Here is a 20,144-nt window from a genome sequence, read left to right on the forward strand (position 1 = left end):
TTCTCCTTGAAAAGTGGACGGGTTCAGACGCGCTCGATGATGGTGGCAATGCCCATGCCGCCCCCAACGCAGAGGGTGGCGAGGCCGTAGCGCAGTTCACGCCGCTCCAGCTCATCCAGCAGGGTGCCAAGAATCATGGCGCCGGTGGCACCCAGCGGGTGGCCCATGGCGATGGCGCCGCCGTTCACGTTCACTTTTTCGTCGGGAACCGAGAGTTCCCGCTGGAAGCGCATCACCACGGACGCGAAGGCCTCGTTCACTTCAAACAGGTCAATCTGGTCGGCGGTCATGCCCGCTTTTTCCAGCGCTTTGCGCGCCGCCGGCGCCGGACCGGTGAGCATGATGGTTGGATCGGTGCTGGTGACGGCTGTGGCAATGATGCGGGCGCGAGGTGTCAGGCCCATGGCCTTGCCCTTGGCTTCGCTGCCGATCAGCATGGCGGTGGCGCCGTCGACAATGCCGGAGGAGTTACCGGCGTGATGAACGTGGTTGATCTTCTCAACGTAGTGGTACTTCTCCCGGGCGACACCGTCGAAGCCCATTTCGCCCATCATCTGAAAGGAGGGTTTGAGGCCACCCAGGCTCTCCAGCGTCGTGTTGCCGCGCACATGCTCGTCACGGTCGAGGATCACGACACCGTTCTGATCCGTGACGGGAACAATGGATTTTGCAAAGTAGCCGTTCTGCCATGCATTGGCGGCCTTCTGCTGGGATTTCACCGCAAAGCCATCGACGTCTTCACGGCTGAAGCCCTCGAGTGTGGCAATAAGGTCTGCGCCGATACCCTGGGGCATGAAACCGGTATGCAGGTTGGTTTCCGGGTCCGTGGCCCAGGCTCCGCCGTCAGAGCCCATGGGTACCCGCGACATGGCCTCCACGCCACCGGCAACCACCATGTCCTCCCAACCGGAGCGTACTTTCATGGCGGCCAGGTTAACGGCTTCAAGTCCGGACGCGCAGAAACGATTGAGGGTAACGCCGGCCACTTTTTCATCCCAGTCGGCCGCCAGAGCGGCTGTCTTGGCGATGTCCGCACCCTGGTCGCCAACGGCGGTCACGCAGCCCATTACGATGTCATCCACCTGGGCGGTGTCCAGGCTGTTCCTCTCCTGCAGCGCGTGGAGCACTGTGGTCAACAGCGTGATGGGTTTGACGCTGTGAAGTGATCCGTCTTTTTTTCCACGCCCTCTGGGGGTGCGGACTGCATCGAAGATATACGCCTCGGTGGTCATTGCTTGTCCTCTGGTCATATTGTTTTCGGAATTGATTTACCGATGACACAACCATAGCCCGTTGCGACCAGGGGGCGTAATGACGCGGGCTGCCAATCGCATTGGCGAAATTGCTCAGGAACCATGACAAGGCGGGAGGTGGCTTCTATGGTGTTAGAAACCGCAGACGAATTCAGGAGGCGAAAGCCATGTCGCTGCGAGATGCGATCGACAACTTTTACGAACGACTGGTGGTGGATGCCATTGAGGCAACGCGGGAGGAGTCCGACACGGCGGATTATCTTACCGATGTGATGTGCGTGGCCCTGAACCGCCTTCCAACGCGGTATTATCGGCATTCAATCGATATGATGTTCTACCTGGCCGACGAAGAACTCAAGGGGATGAAACAGAAATCCCTGGCCGCCGTTAAGGAGGCCAGGGACTTTGTCAGAGAGCACCAGCGGGAATAAACCGCCGGGTGCTTCAGGCCTGGTTCAGGTTGGCAAGGGCCTTGTTCAGGCGCTCGGCCAGCTCTGTGTTTGCGTCTTTGCCGATTCCGGCCAGGCACCAGCTCGCGAGCAGCTTTTCCACGTCCTGCATTTGATCATTGCCGTTGTCGGCGGATCCCATGCCATCAGCCAGGCGCCGTACCTGTATTTCCATGCGGCGCTGCTGGTCGGTTTCGGGTGAGGGGACGCCGCACAGAATTTCCGCCCGTATCACCAGCTCGGCCGGATCACTGGCGTCTGAGGCATCCGCCAGCGCGGTCCAGTGTTGGGGCACGGAATCATTGGCGGTTTCGCCCTTTGTGGCAGCCATTACAAGAGACTGCCACGATGCCATTTTTGCCCGAAGCTTCAGCTCGGAAAGCGCCTTGTTCAGCCGCTGCTTTTCCTGCTGAACCTGCTCTCTGACGCCCTTGGACAGGTTTGACTCGTCGATTCCACGAAGCGTCGCAAGGGCCGCCGTTACTGACTCCTCATGACTGTCTGAGGATGCCTCGGCAACCTGCTCCAGAGCCGCCTGCGCTGACTCGTCGGCGGCCCGCGATGCCTGCTGCTGTTCTGTGCGCTCGGCATCGCGGCGGGCAAAGATCTGATCGCAGGCCTTGCGGAAAGCCTGCCATAGTTTGCGGTCTTCCCGGTGACGGGTAATGCCGATCGCCTGCCAGTCCCCCTGCAGGGCCTTGGCCTGATTCATGGCCTCCTGGAGTGGTTCGTGGTCAACCAGAGCCTCGGCCTTTTCGACAATCGCCTGTTTCAGTGCTTCGTTTTTCCGGCGCTCCTCATCGAGTGGCGCCTCAAGCTTCTTGAGCAGTTCATCGAAGCGTTTCTGGACGGCACGATTGTCCCGGAATTCCACGGGCCACGCTTCCTTCCACTCCTGGCGCGCTGTCTGGTGGATTCGCTCTGCGGCTTTCCAGTCGATCGATGACCAGTCGGCATTGTTGAGGAAACTCTCAAGTTGCTCGCAAATGGCGGATCGCTTCTCCAGATTGGCCTGTTTCAGGCCGGACTTCGCAGAAAAGTAGGCTTTGCAAGGCTCATAGGCCTTGTCGGAGGCAGCTTTGAACCGGGACCAGAGGTTTCGGTCCGAAGAGCCGCCCAGATCGCGCCACTCATTCTGCAGTTCCTTGATTCGCTCCGCCTTGGCTTCTGGATCCATGGGTTGTTCTGCCAGGTATTCCATTTGCTCGCATAGGGCAATCTGCTTTGGCTGGGTGGCAAAGCCCTGCCAGTCCGAGAGTTCTCTTAATTGTCCGTTAAGGAGTTGCACCCGGGCCTGATATGGTTTGGCGTGGCGCTGGTCCAAATCACGTAAATGTTGCTGGGCGGTTTTGAACAGCTGCTTCGATTCTTTGAGTTGCTTGGCCTCAAGTGCCGCTTCGAGCTTTTCGAGATCGGTTTCAAGGCGCTTCGCCAGGGCCCGCTGCTGCTCCTGGTCAACACGGGGCTGGGGCTTTGACCTGGGCTTACCGGCCAGCTTGCGCAAGGGCTCAAGCAGTGTGGGAATGGGGTACCCTTCCGGCCAGTTGATTTCCGCGATCAGAGTTTTTGCCTGCGCGCGCTGTTCTTCAGTAGCGTCGTCTTCCCCCTCTACCAAAGTACCGAGTTGGACAATGGCGTCCCGGTCCTGAGTGATCCGACGGATCGAACCGAGGTAATTGCGCAGCGCCAGCATCGCTGTTTCGTAGGACTTCTGTTCCTGCTTGTCCACGGCAGTATCCCGGGTCGCTTCCAGCCAGCGGTTTTCCTGGGTTTTCTGCAATGCATCCAGAGAGGCGAGTGAGGGCAGGGTCTCTGGCGGTTGGGCCTTGAGCTCATCCAGTGTGCGGGTAAGCAGGTCGAGCGTTTCCTGGCGCTGTAGCTGCTGCTCTCGCTGGCGCTTTTCCTCCTCCGCTGCAGATTGCAGCGTCGCAATGCGTTCTTTGCACTGGTGCACCGCTTCCAGGAATGCTTGCGCCTGTTCCGGGGTTGCGTGTTCTTCCACCTCTGTCCATTGTTTCAGCAGGGCATCAAGCCGGGCCTCGTAAAGTTTGGTGTCGTCGCTTTTTGCCTGGTCCCGCGCGTGACGGGTCAAGGTGGCAATGGTCTGGCTGATGCTGTCCAGTCGGGCCTGTTCTTCACGGCGTTGCTGAAGGGCCGATTTAACGGTTTGGTAGACCCCTTTATCCCGGCCTTTGGCCTGTTTCTGTACTGCCTGGAGACTGGCTTCGTCGGTCAGTCTGCCGGCTGCGGTCTGTCGGATATCCGCTGTGACACCTTCCATCGCGAGTTTGGCCAGGAGACTTTGCGACGGAGAGCCCTCAAGGGCTGTAAGCTGTTCTTCTCTCTGGCTGGCCCGGGTATCCTCCTGTTCGACAGGCTCGGGCTGTACAGCTTTTCGTTGCTTAGGCGCTGCCTCGGGTGTCTTGCGGGATCTGAACAGTTTCTGGATGAACGCAGCCATAAAAGTATCCTTGGGTGTTGAAACCAGTTCACGGTGTCGGGCAAAGTTGGACCGCCACCGGCCATCGGCCTCCGGTTCGGAAGGCCGGGTAGTTTGACTGGTCAGCCTGGGATGCTGATCAGTCGGAAAATTTCGCGGCTAGTCTAGCGTTTTGTGTGCGTATGCGGAAAGGGTCTGTATGGCAAAACAGGAAAATCAGGACGATCAGGAATATAAGGCCCGGGCAACAGCGCTAAGATTGCTCGCCAGAAGGGAGCATAGCCGCTACGAGCTGAGTCTGAAACTGCGTCAGAGAAAGGTGTCGGGCGACATTATTGATGCTGTTCTGGATGACTATGAGAAAGAAGGCTGGCTCGATGATGACCGGTTTGCCGACGTTTATGCCCGCCAGAGAATGGATCTTGGTTATGGACCGCTCAGGATTCTGGGGGAACTTCAGCAACGAGGGGTGCATCGGACCCCGGAGTGCGTTGATGAAATGACTGAGGAAGATTGGTGTGAACGGGCTGTTGCCATCCGGGACAAACGGTTTGGGCTGGCGGATCTCAGTGAAGACTGGGATGAAAAAGTGCGTCAGGCGCGTTTTCTGAATCGTCGGGGTTATTCCGCTAGCCAGGTTGAAAGGGCACTGGAAGCCCGTGCCGACTAGACCACTTCGGGGAGACGCTTCAAAGGGTCGGGGGGATCATGCCCAGCTCTGCCGGCAGGCCAGCCCGGAGTTTTTCGTCCGGCTGCAGTCTGTCTGAAAGAACTCCGGCTTTCTGGCTTTCCTCCATCTTTACGATTTGCGCTTCCCGGTCTGGCGCGGGCGTAGCAGGTTCGTTGAGTCGGGCCAGGACATCATAATAACGCCGGATATTCTGAACGTAGATGACTGGCTCGTGGCCCCGGGCATAGCCAAAGCGGGTCTTGGTATACCACTCCTTCTCAGCCAGCAGTGGCAGGAATTCCTTCACATCCATCCACCGATCCGGGTCTTTTCCTGCACCTTCCGTCAGGCGACGGGCGTCCTCAAGGTGGCCAAATCCCACGTTGTAAGAGGCGAGGGCGAACCAGGTACGGTCTGGTTCGGGGATACGTTCGGGAATCTTCTCATGCACGATCCGGAAATACTTGGCACCGCCCTGGATGCTTTCCTCTGCATCCAACCGGTTGTTGATCCCGATGTGGCTGGCTGTGTTCCGCGTCAGCATCATCAGACCGCGGACGCCGGTGGGGGATACCGCGTTGGGACGCCAGTGGGATTCCTGGTAACCGATGGCCGCAAGAAGCCTCCAGTCCATATCGAATTCCCTGGCATAGTCCCGAAACAGCGATTCGTACTTGGGCAAGCGGTTTTCGACGTGGTGCATGAAGGTGCGGGCGCCGACATAATTGAGTCGGTCCAGGTGCCCATAGAAGCGTTCGGCAATCTGGGCCAGGGTGCCGTCGGCCTCCAGGGTTTCGATGAATTGCCGGGCGGCTTTTGCCAGGGAGTCATCTTGCGCCGACGGGAAAAACCAGGCCAGTTCGCCAGGTTCGCCCACCGCAAATGCCTCCTTGACCATTGGATAAAACACGTGGTTCAGATCAAGTTCGTTGGAGGAAACCATCGCATATGGAAATTCGCCGCTCTCGACCCGGGACAGAACCCCAGCAGCGTCCAGCCCGGGGTGCACTTGCCACTGAAGCTCCGAGATTTCTTCCCGGGCCTGATTCAGGCGATGTTCATGATTGCTGTCAGCCACCACGTGGAGGGGTTTTCCGGCCAGGTCTGCCAGTGATTCAGGGCGTTCCATTTCCCGGTTATAAACCAGTATCGATTGTGCGTTGATGCCGGTAGCCACGGTATGGTGCTGGCCGACCGCTTCCGGCTGGCTGGAGAGTCCCAGCATGCCCAGGTGGGCGTAGTTCTTCTCCAGCACTGACAAAATTTCGGTATTGTCCTCGGCGACCCGGATCCGGAGTTTCACGCCCAGCTCGTTGGCGAACAGTTTGGCCAGTTCATAGTCGTAACCGGTTGGGCCGTCCTCACTTTCCACATAGATAGAAGGTGCTGTACGGGTAATGACATGCAGCACACCCTCCTCCCGAATTTCCTGGAGAGTGCTGGGCTGTGAACATCCGGTCAATGTCAGGGCCGCGCCAAGGAGGCAAGCTATCTTGGCGGATGCGCCTGTAAATGCAGCAAAAATTCTGGGCAAGTCCCGAGTCTCCGTCACGGCTGGATCATCTGGTTGCTTTACCGATGGCGGCTTGGCAACCCTCGCTATCCTGAGTGTGGAAATCCGTTCCACATTGCCAATGATCCTTGGTGGTGGATGTCCGGTCAATAAATCTGGTTAATTAATATGCAAAACAATGTCAATTGTGCGGTCGGGGATTAACGCTTCAAGCGCTGTATCCCGAACCCGCTTTCGAGTATCATGGCGGCCTTTCAAATTGCACCCAGACTTCCCCGTTTCGCGCGATACAGGTTGATATCATGCTTGAACTTCGCGGCGCACCCGCGCTCTCGCCATTCCGTTCCCGCAAACTGCATTCCCGGATTCAGGATATCGTGCCTGAAGTCGAACACGTTTATGCAGAGTTCATGCACTTTGTCGATCTGGAGGCGGACCTCTCCGACGCAGAGCAGGCTATTCTGGACCGGCTACTGACCTATGGCCCGAGTGTGCCGGTGGAAGAGCCGGACGGGGTGCTCTTTCTGGTGGTTCCGCGCCCGGGAACCCTGTCACCCTGGTCAAGCAAGGCAACGGACATTGCCCGAAATTGCGGCCTTCGCCAGATACACCGAATCGAGCGGGGCACGGCTTATTACATTCGTTCCGGTCGGAAGCTGGGGCTCGAACAGCGTGAGAAGATCGCAGCACTGCTGCATGACCGCATGACCCAGAAAGTCTTCCATGAAATGGGCGGTGCGGAGTTGTTGTTCAGTCATGAAGAACCGCGCCTTCTTGGTCGGGTTCCTGTTCTGGCGGGTGGCCGCGATGCGCTGGTTGAGGCGAACTCACGCCTGGGGTTGGCGCTCGCCGAAGATGAAATTGACTACCTGGTGAAGTCTTTCACGGATCTTGAAAGGGATCCGACCGATGTTGAACTCATGATGTTTGCACAGGCGAACTCCGAGCACTGTCGACACAAGATATTCAATGCGTCCTGGGATATTGACGGCGAAGGCCAGGAAAAATCTTTGTTCGCCATGATCCGCAATACCTTCGAAATGAACAGCGAGGGCGTTCTCTCGGCGTACAAGGATAACGCCTCTGTTATCCGGGGCAGCCGGGGTGGCCGCTTCTTCCCGGATCCGGAGACCGGGGTCTACGGGTACAACGAGGAAGATATCCATATCCTCATGAAGGTAGAGACCCACAATCACCCCACGGCGATTGCCCCGGCGGCTGGTGCGGCGACAGGTTCCGGCGGCGAGATTCGCGATGAGGGCGCAACCGGGCGGGGCTCCAAGCCCAAGGCCGGTCTGACTGGTTTTACAGTCTCCAACCTGAATCTGCCGAACGATCCCCAGCCCTGGGAAATCAATTATGGCAAACCGGAGCGGATTGCTTCAGCTCTGGATATCATGATTGAGGGCCCGATTGGCGGCGCGGCGTTTAACAACGAGTTCGGTCGCCCCAATCTGGCCGGCTATTTCCGGACGTTTGAAGAGAAAGTGCCGGGTGCTGCGGGTGAGGAAGTTCGCGGTTACCACAAGCCGATCATGATTGCCGGCGGTCTCGGCAATATTCGTGAAGAGCACGTGGAGAAGGGCAATATCCCGGTGGGTGCCAAGCTCATCGTGCTGGGTGGCCCCTCGATGCTGATTGGCCTCGGTGGCGGGGCGGCCTCGTCCATGGATTCCGGATCCAGTAACGAAAACCTGGACTTCGCGTCGGTTCAGCGGGATAACCCGGAGATGGAGCGTCGCTGCCAGGAAGTCATCGATCGTTGCTGGCAGATGGGGGATCAAAACCCGATCGCGTTTATTCACGATGTTGGTGCCGGCGGTCTTTCCAATGCCATGCCGGAACTGGTGAAAGATGGCGGCCGCGGCGGCAAATTCGAGCTTCGCGACATTCCCAGTGACGAGCCGGGCATGTCACCGCTGGAGATCTGGTGTAACGAATCTCAGGAACGGTATGTGATGGCCGTGGCTCCGGAAAATCTGGAGCGGTTTGACGCCCTTTGCCGTCGGGAACGTTGCCCCTATGCCGTGATTGGTGAAGCGACAGAGGCCCACCACCTGGAGTTGGGCGATTCCTACTTCGACGACAAGCCGGTGGACCTTCCGATGGAAGTGCTGTTTGGCAAGCCGCCCCGTATGCACCGGAGCGTCAGTCGAGCTTCCTTTACCAAGCCAATCTTCGACTCCACCAAAATCGACCTGGACGACGCCATTCGCCGTGTTCTGCGTCTACCATCGGTTGGTTCCAAGAGCTTTTTGATCACCATCGGTGACCGGACCATTACCGGCCTGGTAGCACGGGACCAGATGGTTGGGCCCTGGCAGGTCCCGGTTGCCGATGTCGCCGTTACCGCTACGTCCTTCGATGTCCGGACGGGAGAGGCTATGGCCATGGGCGAGCGAACGCCGGTTGCAACGATTGATGCCCCGGCGTCCGGCCGCATGGCTGTTGGTGAAGTCATTACCAATATGGCCGCCGCGCCGATCGGTAAATTGTCGGATATACGGTTGTCGGCGAACTGGATGGCAGCTGCCGGACACCCGGGCGAAGATGAAAATCTCTATGAGACGGTTCGCGCGGTAGGCATGGAGCTGTGCCCGGAACTTGGAATCACGATTCCGGTGGGCAAGGACTCCATGTCCATGAAGACCATGTGGGAAGAAGACAACGGCGAGCAGAAGAGCGTAACCGCACCGCTTTCACTGATCGTTAGTGGCTTTGCCCCGGTAACCGATGTTGCCAGAACGCTGACACCCCAATTGGTTAAAGATGCTGGTGAGACGGATTTGATCCTGGTGGATCTTGCCGCGGGCCAGAACCGCCTGGGTGGTTCGGCTCTGGCTCAGGTTTACCGTCAGGTCGGCGCCGTGGCACCGGACCTGGATGATCCAGAGGACATCAAGGCTTTCTTTGCGGTGATCCAGGGTCTTAACTCTGACGATAAGCTGTTGGCTTATCATGACCGTTCCGATGGTGGCCTGTTCGTCACATTGGCCGAAATGTGCTTTGCCGGCCACTGTGGCGTTGATATCAAGCTGGACGGCTTGGCTGAGGATCGCAGTCAGTTTGCCAGGGAACTGTTTAACGAAGAGCTGGGTGCGGTCATCCAGGTGCGCAGGGAAGACACGGGCTTTGTTCTGCAGCAGTTCTCTGCCGCAGGTCTGGGTGATTACATCAGCGTGATTGGCAGCCCGAATGATACCGACAGTCTGCGCCTCACTTTCGAGGGTGGCATCGTTGTGGATGAACCTCGTGTAGAGCTTCAGCGTCTTTGGGCAGAAACCAGTTACCGAGTTCAGTCTCTGCGGGATAACGCCGATTGTGCCCGTGAAGAATTCGATAATCTGCTGGATGTGGAAGATCCGGGCCTTCATGCCGAGCTTACCTACGACATCAACGAAGATGTGGCGGCCCCCTATATCAACAAAGGCATCCGACCGAAGGTTGCGGTTCTGCGAGAGCAGGGCGTGAATGGCCAGGTCGAAATGGCGGCTGCCTTTGATCGCGCCGGTTTCGATTCTGTCGACGTGCATATGAGCGATTTGCTTTCCGGTCGGGTTACGCTGGATGGTTTCAATAGCCTGGTTGCCTGTGGCGGCTTCTCATACGGTGACGTTTTGGGCGCTGGTGAAGGTTGGGCCAAATCGATTCTGTTCAGTGATCGTGTCAGGGACCAGTTCGCGGCATTCTTCAATCGCCAGGACACTTTGGCGCTGGGCGTGTGCAATGGCTGTCAGATGCTATCCAATCTGCACGAACTGATTCCTGGCAGCGAGGGCTGGCCTCGTTTTGTCCGCAACCAATCGGAACAGTTTGAAGCAAGGCTGGTCATGGCTGAGGTGATGCCGTCGCCTTCTGCGTTCATGGATGGCATGGCCGGGTCCCGTATGCCGATTGCGGTAGCTCATGGCGAAGGCAGGGTTGAATTTGCCAGCGGCACTTCCGCAGAGGCGCTCTCCGAGAACGAGCTCGTGGCTCTGCGCTACGTGGATAACCGGGGGCAGGCAACGGTTCGTTACCCCTATAACCCGAACGGATCGGAAGCCGGAATTACCGGTGTTACCACTCGCGATGGCAGGGTTACCATCATGATGCCGCATCCCGAGCGGGTGTTCCGAGCTGTTCAGCATTCCTGGCGGCCGTCAGAATGGCAGGAGGACGGTTCCTGGATTCGCATGTTCCGAAATGCGAGACGCTGGTTCGGTTAATCCTCAGCGTCAGGAAGAGCCGGTTTTGGATGCGTTCAACATGAGCGTTCACTCCAAAGCCGGCTTTTTTATTGGCTGCCCCGTTTCCGGGCGTTTTTCAAGGGAAAAAATTGGCGAAATTGGCAAAAATCACCTTGACTCAGTATTTTTATGCACATTGCTGGTGCCTTCTTGTTTGTTCTGTGCACAAAGACCGGGAAATCGGTTCAACTTTTGCGCAAAATTCATAACCTATTGAAAAATAAAGATTAAATGAATCGGGTGATTTTGTCGCCAATTTAACGAAAGTGCAGTGATTACGGGGTTTGGGGCCGTGTTCCCAAAAACTTTCCCCAGAGTTATCCACAGAATCTGTGGGTAAGTGTCTAAGCCATTAATCTGTACAAAAAATATCCGATCCGGAGGAGGGTTTGCTATGTACAAGCTGTGTTATTTCGTTCCGGAAACCCACGTAGAGCAAACCAAGCAGGCCTTGTTTGATGCCGGAGCTGGCCGTATCGGCGATTACGATTGTTGTGCCTGGCAATGTCTAGGACAGGGCCAGTTTCGTCCGCTTGAGGGAAGCGACCCGTTTCTTGGCAAAGCCGGTGCGATTGAAGCGGTAGACGAGTACAAGGTTGAGCTGGTCTGTGCCGACGAGCTGATTCGGGAGGCCCTCGCAGCGCTCAAACGGGCTCATCCCTACGAGGAGCCCGCTTACGAGGTTTATCGGATGGCGGAGTTATAGTTTGCGGCTTTATTTGCGGTCTTTTGCCATGGGGTGGCGTATGTCGCTCACATGGACGTCGAAAGATTCGCGCCTGTAGTCGGCCAGGAACAGCTCGAGGGTTCGCTTCACGGTTGGAAATGAGATCTCCTCCCAGGGAATCTCGTCGAGGCCGAAAAGCCTGGATTCCAGGGACTCTTCACCGGCGCCGAATTGCCCGTTCTTCAGGGTGGCCCGGTAGAACATATGAACCTGATTGATGTGTGGCACATCGATAATCGAATAGAGCCCCTCAATGTTTACTTCAGCGAGAGCCTCCTCCATGGTTTCACGTTCGGCGGCTTCAATGGTGGTTTCTGCGTTCTCCATGAATCCAGCGGGCAGCGTCCAGTAGCCATAGCGCGGTTCGATCGCTCTTCGGCACAGCAGTATCTGCCCCTCCCATACGGGAACGGTTCCGGCGACAATGCGCGGGTTCTGGTAATGTATGGTATCGCAGCTTACACAGACATAGCGGTGCCGGTTATCGCCCTCGGGGATGCGTTGTTCAACCGGCTGGCCGCATGTGCTGCAGTACTTCATGATTTTCCCCGTATACTGAATTGGTTTGGTAGTCAGTTTAACGATCCCGGCTGCCTCTGTCTCATCCAACCTCCGGATGTAACGTGGAGACGAATATTGCGTGATTTACTTGCCGAGCGACTCGCCGGCTATGCGCCACGGCAGCTGGCGCTGGATTATCCCGAGGCCGGGATACTGGTTCCGGTGACCGATGATCACCGAAACCCTGAAATGATCTTTACGCTCAGGTCTGAAAATCTGTCCACCCATCGCGGACAGGTAGCTTACCCTGGCGGTAAGCGGGATCCCGGGGACCCATCTCTTGCAGCAACTGCGTTGCGTGAAACCCACGAGGAAATTGGGCTGCCGCCGGAGCAGGTCCAGATTATTGCGCCGCTCAGCCAGGTGATGTCCCGCTATGGAATTCTGGTTACTCCGTACGTCGGTGTCATTCCCGGGGATCATCCTCTGGAGCCGAATCCTCACGAGATCGAAAGTGTATTTCGAGTGCCTCTCTCCTTTTTTCTGGAGGACCGGCGAGAGCGCACGGATGCTCTGAACTTTCTCAACCATACCTTTTACGTTCCGTGCTATCGGTGGGAGCGTTATGAAATCTGGGGGCTGTCGGCCGTGGTTCTGGTTGATTTCCTGAACGCTGTGTACGATGCCGGAATTGACTTGCTTGAACCGCCTGAAGGAGGCTGACATGTTTTACCAGTTGAATGACCGAACGCCGGAATTGTCGGGTGAGGGCCACTTCGTGGCTGACAATGCGTCGGTGATAGGCAATGTGAGGCTCATGGATAATGCCAGCGTCTGGTTTAACGCCGTTATCCGCGGGGACAATGAGTTGATTACCATTGGGCCGGAAACGAATATCCAGGATGGCTCAGTTCTGCACACCGACCCGGGTATGCCGCTTACGCTTGGAAGGGGCGTAACGGTCGGCCACAAGGTCATGCTTCACGGCTGTGAGATCGGAGACTATTCGTTGATTGGCATCAACGCGGTTGTACTTAATGGAGCGAAGATCGGCAAACATTGCCTGATTGGTGCCAACGCCCTCATTCCAGAGGGAATGGAGGTACCGGATGGCTCCATGGTTGTTGGCTCTCCCGGCAAGATCAAGCGGGAGCTGAACGACAACCAGAAAAAGATGCTCGAAATGAGCGCGCAACACTACGTGCAGAACGCGGCCCGCTATGTCGATGAACTCAAGCCCTGCGAGCCGAAGAAATGAGTGTCGCTGATAAAGTGCGTTCACCCTGCGTGAGCATCTGTGCACTGGATGAGAATGATGTCTGTGTCGGGTGTCATCGGAGCGGGGACGAAATCACCCGCTGGACCCGAATGGATAACGAAGAACGTCGCGAGGTGCTACGAAAGGTGTCGGAGCGAGAAAAGAGATCCCTGATTCACGGCTAATAGAGGTGCTGGCAGATCATGACTGACTCAGTTCGAATTGGTACACCACTTAAAGGTAATGCTTTCAGGGTTCTGTTTTGTGGATCCGGTGAGCTCGGAAAAGAAGTTGTTCTCGAGTTGCAGCGCTATGGCGTTGAAGTGATCGCGGTCGACCGTTATGCCGATGCGCCCGCCATGCAGGTGGCCCATCGAAGTCACGTCATCGATATGTTGGATGGCGCCAGCCTGCGTCGCGTCATCGAGCAGGAAAAGCCAAATCTGATTGTTCCTGAGATTGAAGCCATAGCAACGCCGGAACTGGTTAAGTTGGAAGAGGAGGGGTACCACGTTATCCCAACCGCCAGAGCGGTGAACCTCACAATGAATCGTGAGGGAATTCGTCGCCTTGCGGCCGAAGAGCTCGGATTGCCAACCTCACCATACCGCTTTGCAGGTTCCCGGGAGGAGTATCTTGCTGCCGTTCAGGAAATCGGCCTGCCACTGGTCGTTAAGCCGGTGATGAGCTCCTCGGGAAAAGGGCAAAGCACGGTCAAGACCGAAGGTGAAATTGAGGCCGCGTGGGAATATGCGCAGTCTGGCGGGCGAGCCGGCAAAGGAAGAGTGATCGTTGAGGGTTTCGTGGACTTCGATTATGAGATAACTCTTCTGACTGTAAGGCACCGGGATGGAGTTTCGTTTTGTGAGCCCATAGGGCATCGTCAGGAAGACGGAGACTACCGTGAGTCGTGGCAACCTCAGCCGATGGCGCCGCTGGCCTATGAGCGCTCGGCTGAAGTTGCCCGTGCTGTGGTGGAAAATCTCGGCGGATATGGCATCTATGGCGTCGAGCTATTCGTTAAAGAGGATAACGTCTGGTTCTCTGAGGTATCGCCACGCCCTCATGATACCGGGTTGGTAACCCTTGTTTCCCAGGACCTTTCCGAGTTTGCACTCCATGCACGGGCTATTCTGGGGCTGCCTATCCCCTCTATCCGTCAGACCGGAGCGTCAGCTTCGGCGGTGATTCTCCCCGAGGGGGATTCAGCAGAAGTCTCTTATACAGGGTTGGAATCCGCGCTATCGGAGCCGGATACCCAGTTGCGCCTGTTCGGAAAGCCAGAGCTAAAAGGGCGTCGTCGAATGGGGGTTGCGCTTGCGAAGGGTGCCTCAATAGAAGAGGCGCGGAAAAAAGCGCGCGATGCTGCGCAATCGGTTATCGTTGAATTATGAATCTTTCTTGGAATTGGGTGTCAAAAATCGGCTTGGTGAGGTTTTTCGAAAAAAATTCGAAGCAAGCGTTGACACCTCCTGAGAGGTCTGTAGAATGCGCATCTCTTTCGAGGGGCGAGCCACTTAGGCGGCTCCGGATTCGAAAGGCAACTGTTTGAAAGTATTGAAGAAAACGAGTTTTGAAATTCTTCAAATAAACGGTTGACAAGGCAGCGGAACGATGTAGAATACGCGGCCTTGATTGAGCAACAGCTCAAACGCTCTTTAAAAAGTTAACCAAGTAATTCGTGTGGGCGCTGGCCGAGGTATTTCGGATATGAAATATCAGGACAGTGACTCGTCGAAATTGAGTTTTGTCTTGAGCATGATTTTGAAACCTTCGGGTTTCAGTATGATTTAAACTGAAGAGTTTGATCATGGCTCAGATTGAACGCTGGCGGCAGGCTTAACACATGCAAGTCGAGCGGTAACAGGGGGTGCTTGCACCCCGCTGACGAGCGGCGGACGGGTGAGTAATGCATAGGAAACTGCCCAGTAGTGGGGGATAGCCCGGGGAAACCCGGATTAATACCGCGTACGCCCTTCGGGGGAAAGCAGGGGATCTTCGGACCTTGCGCTATTGGATGTGCCTATGTCGGATTAGCTAGTTGGTGGGGTAAAGGCCTACCAAGGCGACGATCCGTAGCTGGTCTGAGAGGATGATCAGCCACATCGGGACTGAGACACGGCCCGAACTCCTACGGGAGGCAGCAGTGGGGAATATTGGACAATGGGGGCAACCCTGATCCAGCCATGCCGCGTGTGTGAAGAAGGCTTTCGGGTTGTAAAGCACTTTCAGTGAGGAGGAAAAGTTGGTCGTTAATACCGGCCAGCCTTGACGTTACTCACAGAAGAAGCACCGGCTAACTCCGTGCCAGCAGCCGCGGTAATACGGAGGGTGCAAGCGTTAATCGGAATTACTGGGCGTAAAGCGCGCGTAGGTGGTTTGATAAGCGAGATGTGAAAGCCCCGGGCTTAACCTGGGAACGGCATTTCGAACTGTCAGGCTAGAGTATGGTAGAGGAGTGTGGAATTTCCTGTGTAGCGGTGAAATGCGTAGATATAGGAAGGAACACCAGTGGCGAAGGCGGCACTCTGGACCAATACTGACACTGAGGTGCGAAAGCGTGGGGAGCAAACAGGATTAGATACCCTGGTAGTCCACGCCGTAAACGATGTCTACTAGCCGTTGGGACTCTTGAAGTCTTAGTGGCGCAGCTAACGCACTAAGTAGACCGCCTGGGGAGTACGGCCGCAAGGTTAAAACTCAAATGAATTGACGGGGGCCCGCACAAGCGGTGGAGCATGTGGTTTAATTCGACGCAACGCGAAGAACCTTACCTGGCCTTGACATGCAGAGAACTTTCCAGAGATGGATTGGTGCCTTCGGGAGCTCTGACACAGGTGCTGCATGGCCGTCGTCAGCTCGTGTCGTGAGATGTTGGGTTAAGTCCCGTAACGAGCGCAACCCCTATCCCTAGTTGCTAGCAGTTCGGCTGAGAACTCTAGGGAGACTGCCGGTGACAAACCGGAGGAAGGTGGGGATGACGTCAGGTCATCATGGCCCTTACGGCCAGGGCTACACACGTGCTACAATGGCGCGCACAGAGGGCTGCAAACCCGCGAGGGGGAGCCAATCTCACAAAACGCGTCGTAGTCCGGATCGCAGTCTGCAACTCGACTGCGTGAAGTCGGAATCGCTAGTAATCGTGAATCAGAATGTCACGGTGAATACGTTCCCGGGCCTTGTACACACCGCCCGTCACACCATGGGAGTGGATTGCACCAGAAGTGGTTAGTCTAACCTTCGGGAGGACGATCACCACGGTGTGGTTCATGACTGGGGTGAAGTCGTAACAAGGTAGCCGTAGGGGAACCTGCGGCTGGATCACCTCCTTAAACGAAGCCGAAAGCTTCGGTCAGAGTCCACACGAATTACTTGGTTGGCTGAATAAAGAGAGCAGATGGGTCGTTGCAGGCCCGTGTTTTTGGGTCTGTAGCTCAGGTGGTTAGAGCGCACCCCTGATAAGGGTGAGGTCGGTGGTTCAAGTCCACCCAGACCCACCAGAATTATCCAGCTCGGCGTTATCGAATGACTTGCATAGCAGGCTATGCGGCGCCCTTCGATGCCTTGATCTGAATAATTCTTGTAATAGCTTTTATGGGGCTATAGCTCAGCTGGGAGAGCGCCTGCCTTGCACGCAGGAGGTCGGCAGTTCGATCCTGCCTAGCTCCACCAAATTACTGACTAACTTCGGTTAGCAGTGTACAGAAACAAGCTTTTCAGTTGTGTGACTCGATTGCGAGTTGTGGCTGAAGATCTTCTTTCTGATCACTGGGTCAGATTTGCTCTTTAACAAATTGGACGAGATAGAACACGACTTACTGATTCCATTATCTCCGGAATCAGTGGTCAAAGTGATAGCGATTTCAAGCGTTATCCGGTGTTGTCGTTGAAGTGGTTGTTATATCGCTTCAAGGAACTGTCTCCACTTATTGATGCCCTGGTTTACCAGGTTATCGATGGATGGAACGCAGTTGTCTTGGGGTTATATAGTCAAGCAACTAAGCGCATACGGTGGATGCCTTGGCAGTCAGAGGCGATGAAAGACGTGGAAGCCTGCGATAAGGTTCGGGGAGCTGGCAAACGAGCTGTGATCCGGACATCTCTGAATGGGGAAACCCACCGACTTTCGGGTCGGTACCTTACACTGAATCCATAGGTGTAAGGGGCGAACCGGGGGAACTGAAACATCTAAGTACCCCGAGGAAAAGAAATCAACCGAGATTCCCTAAGTAGCGGCGAGCGAACGGGGACTAGCCCTTAAGCTAGACAACTGGTAGGAGAAGGCTCTGGAAAGTGCCGCCATAGTGGGTGATAGCCCCGTATCCGAAACCTGAGTCTGGTGAAATCGAGTAGGACGGGACACGTGATATCCTGTCTGAACATGGGGGGACCATCCTCCAAGGCTAAATACTCCTGACTGACCGATAGTGAACCAGTACCGTGAGGGAAAGGCGAAAAGAACCCCTGTGAGGGGAGTGAAATAGATCCTGAAACCGTATGCGTACAAGCAGTCGGAGCGGACTTGTTCCGTGACGGCGTACCTTTTGTATAATGGGTCAGCGACTTATGTTCAGTGGCGAGGTTAACCGTTTAGGGGAGCCGTAGGGAAACCGAGTCTGAATAGGGCGATTTAGTCGCTGGGCATAGACCCGAAACCGGGCGATCTATCCATGAGCAGGTTGAAGGTGCCGTAACAGGCACTGGAGGACCGAACCCACTGTCGTTGAAAAGCCAGGGGATGACTTGTGGATCGGAGTGAAAGGCTAATCAAGCCCGGAGATAGCTGGTTCTCCCCGAAAGCTATTTAGGTAGCGCCTCGGACGAATACCACAGGGGGTAGAGCACTGTTTCGGCTAGGGGGTCATCCCGACTTACCAACCCGATGCAAACTCCGAATACCTGTGAGTACTATCCGGGAGACACACGGCGGGTGCTAACGTCCGTCGTGAAGAGGGAAACAACCCAGACCGCCAGCTAAGGTCCCCAAGTACCAGTTAAGTGGGAAACGATGTGGGAAGGCTCAGACAGCTAGGAGGTTGGCTTAGAAGCAGCCATCCTTTAAAGAAAGCGTAATAGCTCACTAGTCGAGTCGGCCTGCGCGGAAGATGTAACGGGGCTAAAACTGGTCACCGAAGCTGCGGCTGCATACTTTGTATGCGGGGTAGGGGAGCGTTCTGTAAGCCTGCGAAGGTGTGTTGAGAAGCATGCTGGAGGTATCAGAAGTGCGAATGCTGACATGAGTAACGACAATGCGGGTGAAAAACCCGCACGCCGGAAGACCAAGGGTTCCTGCGCAACGCTAATCGGCGCAGGGTGAGTCGGCCCCTAAGGCGAGACCGAAAGGTGTAGTCGATGGGAAACGGGTTAATATTCCCGTACCTTGGATAGCTGCGATGGAGAGACGGAGAAGGCTAGGTGAGCCGGGCGACGGTTGCCCCGGTTTAAGCGAGTAGGGAGTGGACTTAGGCAAATCCGGGTCCACAATCCCGAGACGTGACGACGACTGCTCATAGAGCGGGAAGTCATTGATGCCATGCTTCCAGGAAAATCTTCTAAGCTTCAGGCTATTCGAGACCGTACCCCAAACCGACACAGGTGGTCAGGTAGAGAATACCAAGGCGCTTGAGAGAACTCGGGTAAAGGAACTAGGCAAAATGGTGCCGTAACTTCGGGAGAAGGCACGCTGGCAGTAAGTGAAGCCCCTGCGGGTGGAGCTGAGACCAGTCGAAGATACCAGGCCCCTGCGACTGTTTATTAAAAACACAGCACTGTGCAAACACGAAAGTGGACGTATACGGTGTGACGCCTGCCCGGTGCCGGAAGGTTAATTGATGGGGTTAGCGCTTGCGCGAAGCTCTTGATCGAAGCCCCGGTAAACGGCGGCCGTAACTATAACGGTCCTAAGGTAGCGAAATTCCTTGTCGGGTAAGTTCCGACCTGCACGAATGGCGTAACGATGGGGGCGCTGTCTCTACCCGAGACTCAGTGAAATTGAAATCGCCGTGAAGATGCGGTGTATCCGCGGCTAGACGGAAAGACCCCGTGAACCTTTACTATAGCTTCACAGTGAACTTTGAGCATGTTTGTGTAGGATAGCTGGGAGGCTTTGAAGTGGGAACGCCAGTTCTCATGGAGCCAACCTTGAAATACCAGCCTGACATGTTTGAGGTTCTAACTTGCTCCCCTTATCGGGGATGAGGACACTGTGTGGTGGGTAGTTTGACTGGGGCGGTCTCCTCCCAAAGCGTAACGGAGGAGCACAAAGGTGGGCTAAGCATGGTCGGACATCATGCGGTTAGTGTAATGGCACAAGCCCGCTTAACTGCGAGACAGACACGTCGAGCAGGTACGAAAGTAGGTCATAGTGATCCGGTGGTTCTGTATGGAAGGGCCATCGCTCAACGGATAAAAGGTACTCCGGGGATAACAGGCTGATACCGCCCAAGAGTTCACATCGACGGCGGTGTTTGGCACCTCGATGTCGGCTCATCACATCCTGGGGCTGAAGCCGGTCCCAAGGGTATGGCTGTTCGCCATTTAAAGTGGTACGCGAGCTGGGTTTAGAACGTCGTGAGACAGTTCGGTCCCTATCTGCCGTGGACGTTGGAGATTTGAGGAAAGCTGCTCCTAGTACGAGAGGACCGGAGTGGACGAACCTCTGGTGTTCGGGTTGTGACGCCAGTCGCATTGCCCGGTAGCTATGTTCGGACAGGATAACCGCTGAAAGCATCTAAGCGGGAAGCCCCTTCCAAGATGAGATCTCCCTGGACCCTCGAGGTCCCTGAAGAGCCGTTCAAGACCAGGACGTTGATAGGTCGGGTGTGTAAGCGCTGCGAGGCGTTGAGCTAACCGATACTAATTGCTCGTGCGGCTTGACTATATAACACCCAAGACAATTGCGGATAACGCAGAGCCTAACCGCTCAAACGAAATCAACATCACTCAGTTCTATCCCGTCCCCCAGTGATCAACCGTTTTGCCTGACGACCATAGCGGTCTGGAACCACCTGATCCCATCCCGAACTCAGAAGTGAAACAGACCAGCGCCGATGGTAGTGTGGCGTTGCCCATGTGAGAGTAGGTCATCGTCAGGCTCCTAATACC

Annotated in this window: 12 protein-coding genes, 2 tRNA genes and 3 rRNA genes; 13 read left to right on the forward strand and 4 right to left on the reverse strand. The window is 55.9% G+C overall.

Annotated elements, in window-relative coordinates; translation table 11 throughout:
• Positions 1-23: 23 nt before the first annotated feature.
• Complete coding sequence (locus tag NUW46_RS07810; protein WP_418141790.1) at positions 24-1,232, reverse strand: acetyl-CoA C-acetyltransferase; 1,209 nt, start codon at positions 1,230-1,232, stop codon at positions 24-26.
• Between the two features lie 188 nt (positions 1,233-1,420).
• Between NUW46_RS07810 and NUW46_RS07815 the strand changes: the two genes are divergently transcribed.
• Positions 1,421-1,684: a late competence development ComFB family protein gene (locus NUW46_RS07815; RefSeq protein ID WP_291907958.1), complete on the forward strand. Its 264-nt coding sequence runs from the start codon at positions 1,421-1,423 to the stop codon at positions 1,682-1,684.
• A 13-nt stretch (positions 1,685-1,697) separates the two neighbouring features.
• Here NUW46_RS07815 and NUW46_RS07820 read toward each other — a convergent pair whose 3' ends face one another.
• Positions 1,698-4,163 carry a DUF349 domain-containing protein gene (locus NUW46_RS07820; protein ID WP_418141791.1) on the reverse strand — a complete coding sequence of 822 codons (2,466 nt, stop codon included), beginning with the start codon at positions 4,161-4,163 and terminating at the stop codon, positions 1,698-1,700.
• A 178-nt stretch (positions 4,164-4,341) separates the two neighbouring features.
• Here NUW46_RS07820 and NUW46_RS07825 point away from each other — a divergent pair, with 178 nt between their 5' ends.
• Positions 4,342-4,812, forward strand: coding sequence for a regulatory protein RecX (locus tag NUW46_RS07825; protein ID WP_069184844.1), 471 nt, complete (start codon positions 4,342-4,344; stop codon positions 4,810-4,812).
• 19 nt (positions 4,813-4,831) lie between these two features.
• On the opposite strand, the gene mltF is transcribed toward NUW46_RS07825, so the two are convergent.
• Positions 4,832-6,346 carry a membrane-bound lytic murein transglycosylase MltF gene (gene mltF / locus NUW46_RS07830; protein ID WP_412537363.1) on the reverse strand — a complete coding sequence of 505 codons (1,515 nt, stop codon included), beginning with the start codon at positions 6,344-6,346 and terminating at the stop codon, positions 4,832-4,834.
• Positions 6,347-6,627: 281 nt separating this feature from the next.
• On the opposite strand from mltF, the gene purL reads away from it, so the two are divergent.
• A complete protein-coding gene (gene purL / locus NUW46_RS07835) occupies positions 6,628-10,533 on the forward strand; it encodes a phosphoribosylformylglycinamidine synthase (RefSeq protein ID WP_418141792.1) in 3,906 nt (1,301 codons plus the stop codon).
• A 415-nt stretch (positions 10,534-10,948) separates the two neighbouring features.
• Positions 10,949-11,260, forward strand: a complete 312-nt coding sequence (locus tag NUW46_RS07840; protein WP_222466487.1) for a YqfO family protein — start codon at positions 10,949-10,951, stop codon at positions 11,258-11,260.
• Positions 11,261-11,269: 9 nt separating this feature from the next.
• On the opposite strand, the gene NUW46_RS07845 is transcribed toward NUW46_RS07840, so the two are convergent.
• Positions 11,270-11,821: an NUDIX hydrolase gene (locus NUW46_RS07845; RefSeq protein ID WP_069184939.1), complete on the reverse strand. Its 552-nt coding sequence runs from the start codon at positions 11,819-11,821 to the stop codon at positions 11,270-11,272.
• A gap of 96 nt (positions 11,822-11,917) precedes the next feature.
• Here NUW46_RS07845 and NUW46_RS07850 point away from each other — a divergent pair, with 96 nt between their 5' ends.
• The 9 genes from NUW46_RS07850 to rrf all read left to right on the forward strand — a co-directional run bounded on the left by NUW46_RS07850 (position 11,918) and on the right by rrf (position 20,134).
• Positions 11,918-12,505: an NUDIX hydrolase gene (locus tag NUW46_RS07850; protein WP_209398180.1), complete on the forward strand. Its 588-nt coding sequence runs from the start codon at positions 11,918-11,920 to the stop codon at positions 12,503-12,505.
• A gap of 1 nt (position 12,506) precedes the next feature.
• Complete coding sequence (locus tag NUW46_RS07855; RefSeq protein WP_069184839.1) at positions 12,507-13,040, forward strand: gamma carbonic anhydrase family protein; 534 nt, start codon at positions 12,507-12,509, stop codon at positions 13,038-13,040.
• Positions 13,037-13,225, forward strand: coding sequence for a DUF1289 domain-containing protein (locus tag NUW46_RS07860; RefSeq protein WP_083231869.1), 189 nt, complete (start codon positions 13,037-13,039; stop codon positions 13,223-13,225). Before NUW46_RS07855 ends, NUW46_RS07860 begins: the two co-directional genes overlap by 4 nt.
• Before the next feature lie 18 nt (positions 13,226-13,243).
• Complete coding sequence (gene purT, locus NUW46_RS07865) at positions 13,244-14,434, forward strand: formate-dependent phosphoribosylglycinamide formyltransferase (protein WP_418141793.1); 1,191 nt, start codon at positions 13,244-13,246, stop codon at positions 14,432-14,434.
• Positions 14,435-14,832: 398 nt separating this feature from the next.
• A 16S ribosomal RNA gene (locus NUW46_RS07870) occupies positions 14,833-16,372 on the forward strand.
• A 91-nt stretch (positions 16,373-16,463) separates the two neighbouring features.
• Positions 16,464-16,540: transfer RNA gene (locus NUW46_RS07875), tRNA-Ile, on the forward strand.
• A gap of 96 nt (positions 16,541-16,636) precedes the next feature.
• A tRNA-Ala gene (locus NUW46_RS07880) sits at positions 16,637-16,712 on the forward strand.
• A 316-nt stretch (positions 16,713-17,028) separates the two neighbouring features.
• Positions 17,029-19,920, forward strand: a 23S ribosomal RNA gene (locus tag NUW46_RS07885).
• Between the two features lie 99 nt (positions 19,921-20,019).
• A 5S ribosomal RNA gene (gene rrf, locus NUW46_RS07890) occupies positions 20,020-20,134 on the forward strand.
• Together the 16S, 23S and 5S rRNA genes with 2 tRNA genes alongside form the textbook arrangement of a ribosomal RNA operon.
• Positions 20,135-20,144: the final 10 nt, after the last annotated feature.

This window comes from Marinobacter sp. MA, from assembly GCF_048298425.1.
Classification (GTDB): Bacteria; Pseudomonadota; Gammaproteobacteria; order Pseudomonadales; family Oleiphilaceae; genus Marinobacter; species Marinobacter salsuginis.